Raw genomic sequence first — 12,472 nt, forward strand, 5'->3', positions numbered from 1 at the left:
GGAGAGGCGGAGTCGCTCGTCCAGGCCCTCGAGGTGTTCGTCCGGCAGCTTTCGCCCGAGGTCGCGGCGCTCACCCCCCACGGTCGAGCGGTGCGCACGCTGCGGTACGCGGACGATGTGCTCGACCCAGCGGCACCGAGCGCCGACCGGCCGGCATGGCTGCATGACCTCGGGGTGGTTGCCCGCTGGCTGCTGACAGTTGTCGAGATGATCGCTGAGTACGAAGCGAGGCGGGGCTCGATGGTGCGGCGGCGGGAGACCCCCTCACCGGATCAGTAAGTCACCACAGGGAGGCCGCGCAGTCCCCGCTTCTGAAATGTCGGCCACCACTCCAGCTCCGCGGCCGCTACAGCCAGTTCAAGCACGGGAAACCGTTCCAGGAGGGAGCGCACGGCGATTTCCGCCTCCATCCGCGCGAGCGGGGCGCCAAGGCAGTAGTGCACTCCGTAGCCGAATGCCAGGTGGGTTGGTGCACGGACCGGGTCGAACATCTCGGGAGACGCGAACTCCCGTCCGTCCCGGTTCGCCGAAGCGATGGAGACCCACACTCGACTGCCAGCGGCGATGAGAGCGTTCCCGATGCTGACGTCTTCCAGGGCAAAGCGGCGTACCGCCAGTGTCAAAGGGGGGTTCCAGCGCAGCGTCTCCTCGACCACCGATCGTATCGGGACGGCGCCACCTCGCACCGCCGTCAGCAGTCGGGGGTGCAGCAGCAGACTCAGCGCTGTGTTGCCGATGAGATGAACGGCGTTGTCGTAGCCGGCGAACAGAGTGAGGAACGCCAGGGAGACGAGTTCCGGCTCGGTGAGTACGTCGTGGTCATCGCGGGCTTGGACGAGGGCAGACAGGAGGTCCTCGGTTGGGCTGTTTCGTTTGTCCTCGATGATGCTTTTGAGGAATTGGTGCATCTGCCTCATTGCAGTGCGTGACTCCGTTGCCGCGTTCGGCGCTGGTGAGAAAAGCGTGTCGGTCCAGGCCCGAAAGTCGCGCCTCGCTGTTTCCGGGATGCCGAGCAGTTCACAGATCACGCCCATCGGCAGTGGGACGGCCAGGGCGTGGACGAGGTCCACGCGAGGGCCGGTCATCGTGGTGAGGAGTTCGTCGGTCAGCTTCTGGATGCGCAGGCGCAGGTCCTTGACGCGACGAGGAGTGAATGCTTTGGCAACGAGTCGGCGCAGGCGAGTGTGGTCGGGCGGATCCATGTTGAGCAGGTGAGCGTCGAGTTCAGGGGGCATGGAGGATCTGTACTCGCCGCTGGTCTTGGCGTTTGCCTTGTTCAGGGAGAGCCGGGGGTCTGCCAGAGCCGCGCGGGCCTCGGCGTACCGGGTGATCAGCCACACAGGTTCGCCGTCGGGAGTGGTGGTGCGGTGGACCGGGGCGGTTTCACGGAGCCGGGCGTAGGCGCCATGTGGGTCAGCGACGAGTGCTTCACTGAGCAGCGACGAGACGCTGCCGGTCTGTTCGGTGCTGCTCATGCGTCCGTTTTCGCCGACTGGAGCCGCTCGAGAACGGCGGGGATGACGGAGGAGGTACTGAAGGCGTCGGCGACCCGGGTCAGACGAGCACCTTCCTCTTCGAGGTCGCCGTTGGCGGCGTCGTCGAAGACTGTGCCGTGTCCCCCTGGCGCCTCGTGGCCGGTGGACCGAGCCTGGAGAGCTGCTGCGATGTGCGCGGCTTCTACGACGGCATCCGCTTCGTCACCGGTGATGTTCTGGTGCGCCGCTACTTCTCGTGTCATGCGGCTGATCTTCGGGTCATGGTGGGGACGAAGTCGCATTTCGCCGTCGAGGATCTCGATCACCTGACGACCGAGGAAGAACCGGAGGTCGCGAGCCAGTTCCTTGCGGGAGGCCGGAGGGGCGACGAGGACGACTTCGGGGAAGGCACGGGTGATCGCCTGCCACAGGGGGTAGCGGCGGTGGAAGGTGCGGTAGTCGGACATCCACGCCAGGGCTCTGCTGAGGCCGACGCCCCAGGCGGGCATGGTGAACCCTACGGCGAAGAGTGCCGCAGAGACGCTGGCGAACATGGGGGCGACCACGGAGTTGACGAAGCCGAGTGGTGAGATGCCGAGCTTGTCCCAGATGAGGGAGATGACCTTGGGAAGGCAGTAACCCAAGCCGGCGACTGCTCCCACGGTGACGATGCGCAGGCCGCGGCGCAGCCAGGGCTGGCCGACGATCTTGGAATAGCGCCAGCACAGCCGGATCAGGCCGACCATGCTGACCGTGTAAAGGGTCTGGTGAACGAGGAGGAACTCCCAGATGTATGCGGTGTTGGCATAGTGAACGTCGAAGTCAAGGGCGTGCGACGTATCCCTGGCGTCCCCCAGGAAGAACAACACCCAGTTGGTGGTGACCGTAGCGATGGCGTATCCGAGGATCAGCCGGTGACGTAGCCGGACCTCCGACTGCGCAGACGACCAGCTGACGAGGAGGGCCAGGAACGAGGTGAGGCAGACCTCCACGGTCGTGTAGATGATCAGCGAACTGATGTTGGGCATGCCGGTCAGGGCATCGACACGTACGTATACCGAGGGAATGGCGAAGCCGAACGGTGCGGCGAACATCGCGATCGCCAGACACAGTCGCTGCAGTTCCTTGTTGCGCCAGTCGCGGGCGAGGTCTCTCAGCTTGAAGGCGAAGGCGCTCCAGGTGATGAGGGAGAGCGTTCCGTAGACGACGTTGAATAACACTCGGCTATGTCCTTGGTGTGGAACTGCGCCCCAGGGAGCGCTCGAGGTGGCTGACGAGGTTGACCACGTCTTCCGAAAGGCTTGTCGCCGGCCGTGGAGCGGCGTTGGTGGCCTGTAGGGGGATCAGAGAGGCAACCAGCTCGGCAGCCTTCTCCTCGCTCCGGTCGTAGCAGGTGCGCCCGAGGACGGTGCGCACGAGCGCAGGGTCGATGTTCGGCAGAAGGAGTCGGGAGACCTCTTCCTCCTCCGCCGGGGTGGACTCGTGCTCGCACAGCATGTGGCCGATCTCGTGGAGGACGATGTGGCCTTGGTGTGCCTTTCGGGCCTCCGCCTGGTAGACGATGTAGTCCACGTCGGGGCTGGCGACCCACATGCCGCACAGGCCTCGGTCGGCGGGTAGCGGCATCGGTACGAGCGAGATGGGTCGTCCGCGGCGTTCTTCCATCTGGTCGACGAGGGCATTGATGTTGAACGGCTCGGGGATGTCGAGTTGCCGGACCAGATCGGCGCAGTAGCGACGCAGTTCCCTGTCGTTCATCCCCGCTCCCCCCGGGTCGACCCACTGCCACTGGGTGAAAACCACTTTCGTGCTCACCCTCACCACCGCGGCGCCTGACTCGCTCGGCAGCGGCGGAAGCCCGCATGGACCGCCGGATCCAACCCAGTTGGCTGCAGTGGAGCATCTTCGTATACCGCCCTACCAGCAGCTCACATCCGTTGCCTCTTGCTTGCCCGCTGCAGGTGCTGGATCACCGGGACAAGGGCAGCAAGCGCCTCCTCGTCCAAGTCTGCGACTGCCCGTAGAGCGATCTGGCGGGGGCCGATGCCCTGGGACTTCAGTGTCTCCACCAGGTTGAGATCCGCGGAGACCTGAGAAGCTACTTCGTCGTTGACGAAGTAGCCGACGGGTACGCCGAAGAAGCCGGCGAGCGCATCGAGTTGCTCAGGACTCGGCGAAGTCCAGGTGCCGTGTCGTAGCTGCTCGACTTGTGCTGCTGTGACCTCGACCCCGTGCGCCGTGATTGTCTCGGCAACCTCGTGCGAACTGTACGTCTCACGCCCTCTGGGGTGCATGACCGCGAAGAGGTGGTTCAGTCTCGCCGAGAGCTCCGGGACGGCGAACGGCGGCTGCGCAGGCCTCGGCGGGTTCTCGGCGTCCGACTTCCGGGGGGAGGGCACCGCCACTTCGCGATTCGCCGGCGAAGTGGCCGAACCATCGCCCTCCGGCTTCCCTGGCGTCTGCTGCAGTGCGGCCAACATGGCCAGTAGTACGCGGTTGAGGGCCTCAGCAGCTGGCGCGGTGAAGAACGCCTCGCCTCCCTCGACGCCGAAGAATCCCACCAGGCCGTGCAGCAGTTCAACACTGGGTACTTTGTCGCCAGAGCACACCTGACGTGCCCAGAAAGAGGAAACACCCAGCTGTCGGGAAATGCTGCCAGCCAGGTCCGACATAGGCTTTCCGGTGCGTGCCAAGTATGCATCAGCAAGGATCTTGATACGTGCGCTGACCCGATCGGCCACCGTGTCAGCCGGAGTTTGGCCGCCTCCGAGCAGGACGGCGACGGTGTCTTCGGGCAGCGCCGCCTTGGCTGCCAACGCCCCGATGTCGAGCACTTGTGATCGATTCATGCCCCGTTCTTTGAGCAGTGCCTCGAGACGCGCAAGCGTCATCGGCAGCGTTGAGGCAGAGCCCACTGAGATACTCCCAGGCTACGGGTGGATTCGGTCGGTCTGTGCATCGCACCTTACAGGGCCCTCAGCCGCAGGCTCAACGATCATTTATCGCCGAAAATGAGATCGACGTGCATCGGTTCGCTCGTACTGGCAGAACGTTGCGAGGCAGTGCGTTGATACTCGACATCTGTCATGGCAGGCGTTGTTGGTGCAGCTCCGCGGATGCGGCACGTCGTCATCCCGGCACTGCCTGCTTTCAACGATCCTTTAGCCGAAAACGATCGTTGACATTGCCTATCGGACCTAGCATCTTGGCGAGTCGAGCCGTGGCGGACAACTTCCCTGTGGCGGACACCCCGTGATCCGTTCACTTTTTGATAGTTGAATGGGAGACGTTTATATGTACGCGCCAACTGTACGGGCGGCGCTTCAGCTGGCTGACGACGACTTCGCCGCAGCGGATGTGGCCGAATTTCATCGCTTGATGGCGGAGATGGTCGTGGCGTGAAAGGCTATCTGAGAGCTGTACGCGTCCGGTGGTGAATGGGCCCCGGCCGCCTCTGGTCTCCTTGACCAGTTCGAGGAATCCATGCAAGTCACCGCCGATATTTCCCGCCAGCTCAACAAGACGCGCAGGGGTATCCGGAGGAAGGTAGTGCCTCGGCACGGCTGGCCTGCAAGCCCTATTTCTGGATCTGCCTGGTAGTACTTCGTCCTTGGCCCGGCACATGCCCGCCCGCCGCTGCCAGAGTCATAAGCTGTCAAGTCGATTGCCCGAACGTCACGCCGGCTGACCTCCGGCGGACGCGTGGTGCGGCAACCCTTCGACGACTCTTCGAGTCTGCGCTGCACCGGTGCACTGAAGGAAAAGCACAAGGGGGGAACGCTCTGATGACATCCATACCACATCCGCCCGCGTCCAATGCCGATCCACTTGGCAAGGGCAGTGGAGTCGGCGCCGCACCAGGTTACGGGTCGGCGCTTTACACCCGGATAGGGCGCAAGCTCAAGCAGGACATCGTGTCCGGTGTCTATGCCCAGGGCGCCTACCTGCCTTCTTCGGGTGAACTCGGAAAGTTATACGGCGCGAACAAGAACACCGTCCTCCGGGCGCTCCGGATGCTGCGCGCCGAAGGGTTGATCGACTTCGGCCGGGGCCGTGGCGCGGTTGTGGTGCATTCGGCGCGCAAAGTGGGCCTCGCGGAGATATCGGAGCAGCTCCGCTACGTCGTGAACCTTGCCGACGTCTCCGGTATTTCAAGGGCCGCCGTCGTGGCTGCAATACACCGGATTCCGCCCTCGCGAGGCCCGCGCACCTCGGGGGCCTCGGCCGCCGCGGCGGCCCGACGTGGGGGATCGGGTGGCGCAGCGTTCAGGCCGCACGGGCGTGGTGCCGCGTGACGGGCGGCGGCGCCGCGACACGCGACAGTGGCAAGGAAGCTAATACGCAGGGTCACGATGAAGCCAGGGAAACCATCTCTCCTCGCCGAGGATCCCTTCGTCCGCGATGACTCGGAGCACGGGCAAAAGGCCAGGCAGCGCCGTGGTTCCGAGGGGCGGTTGATGCTATCTCCGTGGCGACCACGCAGAGTGCAGAAATTGGTCTTTCATTGATCTCCGCATTCACCTGCGCCTAGATTCACTGGCGACCGGAGGACCCCACGGGGTACCGCTTCTACTCCATACGGAAGGGAGGTGAAAAGCATGGGACGGAAGATCTATGAGGCGCCGGCGATGTTTATTGCTGGCGACTTCCGACTGGACACCGGATTCTTGCGGCGCGGTCCGCATGAGCCCAAGGTCCGTCTGCCGCTGGGTTGGTAGCGATCTCTGGAGAACTATGTCGAGCCACGGCGAAAGCTGGTTTGTGGTACTGCCTGATTGTGAGGCCGGCCTCGCCGTGGCCTCGCGTCTCGAAGAACAACGAAAAAGCAAGGCCCCAAAGCGGGTGCTGCATCCTTCCGGCCGGCCCCTGCTGATCGGCTCCTGGGGCTCCGCGTTCGTCACGACGACCCGGCATGGTCTCCAGGTCGCGGTCATCGGGTCGAGCTCCGCGGACGAGGACGGTATTGCGCAACGCCTCGCTCACGAGCGTGACATCGCGTCCGCCTCCCGCAGCCTGGCGGCCTTGCGCGGCGACTTCCACATTGTCATCGCGGCGGGCAGCCGGTTGCGGGTCCGGGGGACCGCGTCCGGGATGAGGCGGGTGTTCCACGCCGACACCGCAGGCATGACGGTGGCGAGCAATCGCGCCGACGTCGTCGCCAGGCTGGTCGGCACTCCCCTCGACGAGGAATTGCTCGCCGTCCGTCTGCTGGACGCGGTCCCCCATCCACTCGGCGATGTGCCGTTGTGGCGGGGCGTTCACGCTGTGCCACCGGGCTTTCAGCTGGACACCGGCCCGGACGGAGTTTCCCGCACGCAGTGGTGGAGTACCCCTGTGCCCCGGCTGGGCCTGGAGGAGGGGGCGGCACTGCTACGCCGGGAACTCGACTCGGCGGTCCGTGTGCGCACGGGGGCGGCGACGACGGTCAGCTCCGACCTGTCCGGAGGGCTGGACTCCACCGCTGTCTGCGCCGTGGCCGCCGCTGCCGGTGCCGCACCGCTCGCCCTCACCATGGCGAGCCGTGACCCCGGTGACGACGACGTCCACTGGGCGAAGCTGGCTGCGGCCGGCATCGAGCACACGGAGCACCTCGTGCTCCCCGTCGACCAGGTCCCGCTGTTCTACAGCGGACTACTGGAGGTCACCGGACCGGTCGACGAGCCGGCGCCGACCATCCTCGACCAGCCCCGGCAACTCGCTGGTCATGACGAGATGTCGGCCCGCGGCTCAGAACTGCATCTCACCGGGATGGGCGGCGATCACGTCCTGTGGGGGCACCCGGCGCACGTACTCCAATGGCTGGCCACCGAGCCGTTCGGCGCACTGCGTCACCTTCGCGCATACCGGGCGCAAAACAGGTGGTCACTGCGGGACGCCCTGTCGGTGATCGGCGACCGCAGACCCTATGGCCAGTGGCTGGCTGCCAGTGCCGACCGGCTCACCGCTCCCCGGGCGGCGCCGCACAGTGCGGACGTCCTCGCCTGGGACGTCCCACCCCGGATGCCCGGTTGGGCGACGCCCGACGCTGTCGCCGCCGTACGCTGCCGAATGCGGCAGGCGGCACAGTCAGCTACCCCCCTGGGCAGGACCCGGGCTCAGCACAACGAACTGAACATCCTGCACCACGGCACACGCGTGACCCGCGTCCTGCACCAGGTGTCCGAACAGGGTGGCCTGCCGATGGCCAGCCCGTTCTTCGACGACCACGTGATCGAGGCCTGCTGGTCGGTACAGCCGGAGGACCGCTCCTCACCCTGGCTGTACAAGCCCCTTCTCAAGGCCGCGATGCGGGGCGTGGTGCCCTCCGAGGTGCTCAAGCGCGAGACCAAGGGTGAGGCGTCCGTCGACGCGGCCAACGGCCTGAGGGAAAACCGGGCCCGGATCGCGGAGCTGTGGCACGACTCCCGTCTCGCCCGGCTGGGGCTGGTCGACGCGGACAGGCTCCTCGCGACCACGCTGCAGCCGTCTTCGCCCGAACTCCGTTACGCAGGTCTCGATTCCACGCTGGCCTGCGAGATATGGCTGCGCACCGTCTGAGCGCCGTCCGAAGGGGGAAACGATGCGGCTGAGAGCCGACGTGTCACTGGTGGAGACCGACTACGGGAAGGTTCTGCTGGACGGACGCACCGGGAGGTACTGGGAACTGAACCCGACGGGCAGTTTGGCACTGGACGAACTGACCTCAGGCGGCGACATCGACTCCGTCACCACCCGGCTCACCGACGAGTTCGAGGTCGGTGCGGAACGAGCACGCTCCGACGCCGAGGCGCTCGTCGCGGCCCTGGTCGAGGCGGGGCTGGTGGACCGGTGAGCTTCCAGACCGTCCTGCGTCCCCCGTCAGCCGTCCCCTGGCGGGCGCGGTTGGCCGCGCGCCTGGTTGTGGGGACGGCCAAGCCGCTCACACGCCTGTCACCGGAGCGCATCCGCCGACTGCTGACCGCCCTCGCACGAGGGGCGCAACCAGCCCGCTTCGAGCAGGTACAGGCCGCGCGGGACGCGGTCACCACCGTCAGCCTGGTGTGCGCGGGACGCGAAGGGTGCCTGCAGCGGTCGATCGCGACCGCGCTGCTGTGCCGGGCCCGCGGTGTCTGGCCGACGTGGTGCGTCGGCATCCGTACGGCCCCGCCGTTCGCCGCGCACGCCTGGGTGGAGAGCGACGGCCGCCTCGTGGGGGAGGACGTCCCCGTGGGCTACTTCCGGGTGCTGTTCAGCGTGGCACCACTCGATGCGAAGGAGGGGTCCGATGGCCGGCACGGCTGCAGGTGAAAGCGTCGGCTACCGCGACCTGTTCGCGCTGCTGTTGGAGCGGCGGACGACGGTCACTTGGGCGCTCGCTCTGACGGTCGTCGGCACGGTGCTCGGGCTGTTACAGCCGCTGCTCACGATGCGGCTGATCGATCGGGTGGGAACCGGCGAGCCGCTGGCCGGCCCGGCACTGCTGCTCGCCGGGCTGTTCGCCGCTCAGGCATGCATCGAGGGCCTGGGCCAGTTCCTGCTCGACGTGGCTGGCGAGGGGGTGGTCTTGCGGCTGCGCAAGACTCTGGCGAACCGGCTGCTGCTCGCCCGCATTGGAGACTTCGACCGCCACCGGACCGGTGACCTGCTCTCCCGCGTGGGCACGGACACGACCGTGCTGCGCGACATGGTGGCGGGCAGCTTCGTCCAACTCGTCACCGTGGCGCTCACGGCCGTCGGTACGGGCGGACTGATGCTGTGGCTCGACCCCGTCATGTTCGGCATCGTCATCGCCACGATCGCCGCAGCAGCTGTCGTCGTCGCCGGTGTCATGACCGGGATCCGCGGGACCACCGAGCAGTCCCTCACGGACGTCGGCACCATGACAGCCGATCTCGAACGGGTGTTGGGCAACATCCGCACCGTCCGCGCCTGCCGGGCGGAACTCCGCGAAGCCCGACGCATCGGCGCGGCCGCCGAGGCCGCCTTCACGAGTGGGGTGCGATCGGCCCGTTTGGGTTCACTGGTGGGACCGGTGATGGAGGTCGCGGTCAACGGATCGTTCCTGCTCGTACTGCTCATCGGCGCGGTACGAGTCTCGAACGGCGACATGACGATCAGCGCACTCGTCGCCTTCCTGCTCTACGCGACCTATCTGGTGATGCCGCTGGCCGGCCTGTTCAGTGCCGTCGCCCTCATTCAGCGCGGCCTCGGGTCACTGAAACGCATTCAGGAAGCCCTGAGACTGCCCGTGGAGTCCACGTCAGCCCCCGCCGAGGCCCCTACCCGAGGGCCGGGCCCCCTGCTCGAACTGGTGGACGTCTCCTTCTCGTACGGGGACCGCCAGGTCCTGAGTGGAGTGTCGCTCCAGATCCCGGAGTACGGCTACCTCGCGATGGTGGGCAGGTCCGGCGCGGGCAAGACCACGGTCACCTCCCTCATAGAGCGCTTCTACGACCCGGATGACGGAGCGGTGCTCTTCCGGGGCACCGACCTCAGGAAGTTGGAACACCGCGGCTACCGACGGTATGTGGCGCTGGTGGAACAGCACACACCGCTGCTCTATGGTTCCCTGCGCCACAACCTCACATACGCCGCACCGGACGCATCCGAGGACGCGATCCTCGACGTGCTCGAGACGGTTGGCCTCGACGCACTCCTGCGACGCCTGCCGGACGGGCTCGACAGCGAGGTGGGCGAACGAGGGCTGCGGCTGTCGGGCGGCGAGCGCCAGCGCGTGGCCATCGCCCGCGCCCTGCTCGCCGAGCCCGACCTGCTGGTGCTGGACGAGCCCACCTCGCACCTCGACACCGTCAGCGAGGCGGAAATCGCCGAGGCCCTGTTGAGGGTCTCCGAGCGCTGCTCCCTGTTGGTCATCGCCCATCGGCTGTCGACGGTCCGCTCGGCGCGACGGATCGTTGTCATGGACGGCGGGCGGGTCAGTTCCATCGGAACACATGAGGAGCTGCTCGCCAGAGACCGGAACTATCAGCAGCTGGTCGAAAGCCACCTGCTCCAGTCGGAGAAATCCGCACATGCATGAGGTCCCTGGACACGAACCCCACTGGAAGGCTGCCCTGCAGCGACTGGACCGCCTCACTCCACGAGAGTCGGAAGTTTTTTGCATGATGGCGGAAGGTCTGTCGAACGAGAGTATGGCGAACCGTCTTCATCTGACTGAACGAACCGTGCGTGCGCACCTTTCGGCGATAGCCGAGAAGTTGGAACTACACTCCCGTTTGAGTCTCTGCCTGGCGTCGTACATTTCTCGCAATACTGTCGCGAACGACAATGTCTGCCGGTGCGGCCGGCGAGCAGAATAGGAATCAAGCAGAGGCCGACTCTGCGTTCCGTAATCCGACGGAATTGTCACGCGAAAGGAAATCACATGTCCGGCAACGCATTCGATCTGGACGTCCGGGTTACCTCGCCGTCCACCGCCAGCCTGGACAGGGCACCGGCATCCATCTCCTCGCTCCTCACCCGGGCGGTCTGCACCCGGGTGACCTGCAAGGCCAACTGCACCTACGTCTGTACGACCGTGTGCACGTCGGGCATCTGCCCGAAGGAGCACTCGCACTGAACCGGATGAGCCCGCTCTGATCGGGCTCACCTTCGACAACGGGTGTTGCCGTGGGCTCAGCACGGCAACACCCGTTTCCACTGCGACAGCCGAACGGCCGCGACACGAGGGATGGACATGCGTGAGAACCGGGAAACAGCCGGCTGGCCGGCTCGAGGCGAGGAGGACACGCTCGTCGAACGCGCACACCGCGCGGTCCGCATGGTCGCCGAACGGACCTCGACCACCGCCCAGGTGACCGAACTGGCCCTGACCGCTGCGGAACAGTCGGCGCACCCGGTGGGCTGGTACCCGCCGAGCCTCAGCCACGGCCAGGCCGGAACAGCCCTGTTGCACCTGTACACCGCCCGCGCGGGACTCGGCGACCGGGACACCGCCTTCGAGCACATGCGGGAGGCCGTGCTCGGCACCCGCGTCGTACCACTGGAGGTTCCCGGGATCTTCGGTGGCACCAGCGGACTGGCCCTGGCACTGGCCGACTGCGCCCACGACGAGCCACGCTTCCTGCCGAGCTTGCGCCGCGTGCACGAGCAACTCGCCGCCCAGGTGCTCGACACCGACTACCCGGCCGTGGAACGCGCGGTCACCGACGCCGACTATGACTGGATCAGCGGAGCGGCGGGGGTCCTCGTCTACCTTGTCTCCATCGAGAACCCCAGCCCCGCCGTCCGGGAGGCCGTGGGCCGGCTCCTCGACTACCTGGTGTGGCTGAGCGAGCCTGCGCAGACCCGGAACACCCCGCACCGCTGGATGCTGGTCCCCGACGTCTACCCACCCGTCGGGAACGACCACGACAGCTATCCGCACGGGTACCTGAACCTCGGCTTCTCGCACGGCGTGCCCGGAATCGTCGCGGCGCTCGCTGCGGCCGCTGCGTCCGGCCACCGACACCCGGGACTCGACACGGCCGTCACCACCTTCACCGCCTGGATCCTCGCTCATCAGGCCGCCGACGAGTTCGGTCCGCTGTGGCATGACGGCGTGGCGGTCGACGTGGACGGCAACGAACAGCCCCGCCTGCACGGCCACGACCAGATCGCCTGGTGCTACGGCACGGCCGGTGTCGCCTCGGCCCTCCTCGACATCTCGCGCAGCACCGGTGACAACGATCTACTGACTACGGCCGTCACCGCGTTCGAGGCCGTCCTGCGGCGAGCTGCGCAGGCCGGACCGCTGTCGCCGACCCTGTGTCACGGACAGGCCGGCCTGCTGATGATGTGCCGCGCCTTCGCCCCCTTCAGCGGCCTCGCCCGCGAACGGATCCCCGTCCTGCTCGACCGGCTGCTCGAACATGCCGACGAGGCACGACCGGCGGTGTTCGCGGACCACCAACTGCCCGGACACCTGGTGGACGACCCGGGCCTGCTGTGCGGAGCCGCCGGAGTCGCCCTCGCGATCCTCGCTGCCCTGAACGACGACCGTCCGGCCTGGTTCCGGGCCTTCTTCGCAAGGTGATGCG

14 protein-coding genes are annotated in these 12,472 nt (G+C 66.5%); 10 read left to right on the top strand and 4 right to left on the bottom strand.

Going from position 1 to position 12,472, the window contains the following annotated elements:
• Positions 1–90: 90 nt before the first annotated feature.
• Positions 91–279, top strand: coding sequence for a hypothetical protein (locus ACWCV9_RS08515; RefSeq protein WP_450784921.1), 189 nt, complete (start codon positions 91–93; stop codon positions 277–279).
• Here the strand turns inward: ACWCV9_RS08515 and ACWCV9_RS08520 are convergent.
• The 4 genes from ACWCV9_RS08520 to ACWCV9_RS08535 form a co-directional block, all read right to left on the bottom strand.
• Entirely contained in the window at positions 273–1,475 is a 1,203-nt protein-coding gene (locus ACWCV9_RS08520) for a cytochrome P450 family protein (protein WP_450784922.1), read from the bottom strand. The genes ACWCV9_RS08515 and ACWCV9_RS08520 overlap by 7 nt on opposite strands.
• Positions 1,472–2,695 carry an MAB_1171c family putative transporter gene (locus ACWCV9_RS08525; RefSeq protein WP_450784924.1) on the bottom strand — a complete coding sequence of 408 codons (1,224 nt, stop codon included), beginning with the start codon at positions 2,693–2,695 and terminating at the stop codon, positions 1,472–1,474. Before ACWCV9_RS08525 ends, ACWCV9_RS08520 begins: the two co-directional genes overlap by 4 nt.
• Positions 2,696–2,699: 4 nt before the next feature.
• Positions 2,700–3,233, bottom strand: coding sequence for a hypothetical protein (locus ACWCV9_RS08530; protein WP_450784926.1), 534 nt, complete (start codon positions 3,231–3,233; stop codon positions 2,700–2,702).
• Positions 3,234–3,403: 170 nt separating this feature from the next.
• Positions 3,404–4,366, bottom strand: coding sequence for a hypothetical protein (locus tag ACWCV9_RS08535; RefSeq protein ID WP_450784927.1), 963 nt, complete (start codon positions 4,364–4,366; stop codon positions 3,404–3,406).
• A gap of 894 nt (positions 4,367–5,260) precedes the next feature.
• Between ACWCV9_RS08535 and ACWCV9_RS08540 the strand changes: the two genes are divergently transcribed.
• The 9 genes from ACWCV9_RS08540 (at position 5,261) to ACWCV9_RS08580 (ending at position 12,468) form a co-directional block, all read left to right on the top strand.
• Positions 5,261–5,770 carry a GntR family transcriptional regulator gene (locus ACWCV9_RS08540; protein ID WP_450784929.1) on the top strand — a complete coding sequence of 170 codons (510 nt, stop codon included), beginning with the start codon at positions 5,261–5,263 and terminating at the stop codon, positions 5,768–5,770.
• 303 nt (positions 5,771–6,073) lie between these two features.
• On the top strand, positions 6,074–6,193 hold the full coding sequence (locus tag ACWCV9_RS08545) for a keywimysin-related RiPP (RefSeq protein ID WP_227025760.1): 120 nt from the start codon (positions 6,074–6,076) through the stop codon (positions 6,191–6,193).
• Positions 6,194–6,209: 16 nt separating this feature from the next.
• Positions 6,210–8,012 carry an asparagine synthase-related protein gene (locus tag ACWCV9_RS08550; protein WP_450784931.1) on the top strand — a complete coding sequence of 601 codons (1,803 nt, stop codon included), beginning with the start codon at positions 6,210–6,212 and terminating at the stop codon, positions 8,010–8,012.
• A gap of 22 nt (positions 8,013–8,034) precedes the next feature.
• Positions 8,035–8,286: a lasso peptide biosynthesis PqqD family chaperone gene (locus ACWCV9_RS08555; RefSeq protein WP_208035481.1), complete on the top strand. Its 252-nt coding sequence runs from the start codon at positions 8,035–8,037 to the stop codon at positions 8,284–8,286.
• Positions 8,283–8,741, top strand: a complete 459-nt coding sequence (locus ACWCV9_RS08560; protein WP_450784933.1) for a lasso peptide biosynthesis B2 protein — start codon at positions 8,283–8,285, stop codon at positions 8,739–8,741. Before ACWCV9_RS08555 ends, ACWCV9_RS08560 begins: the two co-directional genes overlap by 4 nt.
• Entirely contained in the window at positions 8,719–10,473 is a 1,755-nt protein-coding gene (locus ACWCV9_RS08565) for an ABC transporter ATP-binding protein (protein WP_450784935.1), read from the top strand. Before ACWCV9_RS08560 ends, ACWCV9_RS08565 begins: the two co-directional genes overlap by 23 nt.
• Entirely contained in the window at positions 10,466–10,753 is a 288-nt protein-coding gene (locus ACWCV9_RS08570) for a response regulator transcription factor (protein WP_450784937.1), read from the top strand. Before ACWCV9_RS08565 ends, ACWCV9_RS08570 begins: the two co-directional genes overlap by 8 nt.
• Before the next feature lie 65 nt (positions 10,754–10,818).
• Complete coding sequence (locus ACWCV9_RS08575; protein WP_450784938.1) at positions 10,819–11,013, top strand: FDLD family class I lanthipeptide; 195 nt, start codon at positions 10,819–10,821, stop codon at positions 11,011–11,013.
• A 117-nt stretch (positions 11,014–11,130) separates the two neighbouring features.
• Positions 11,131–12,468, top strand: coding sequence for a lanthionine synthetase C family protein (locus ACWCV9_RS08580; protein WP_450784940.1), 1,338 nt, complete (start codon positions 11,131–11,133; stop codon positions 12,466–12,468).
• Positions 12,469–12,472: the final 4 nt, after the last annotated feature.

The sequence above is a fragment of the Streptomyces sp. NPDC001606 genome, from assembly GCF_053596835.1.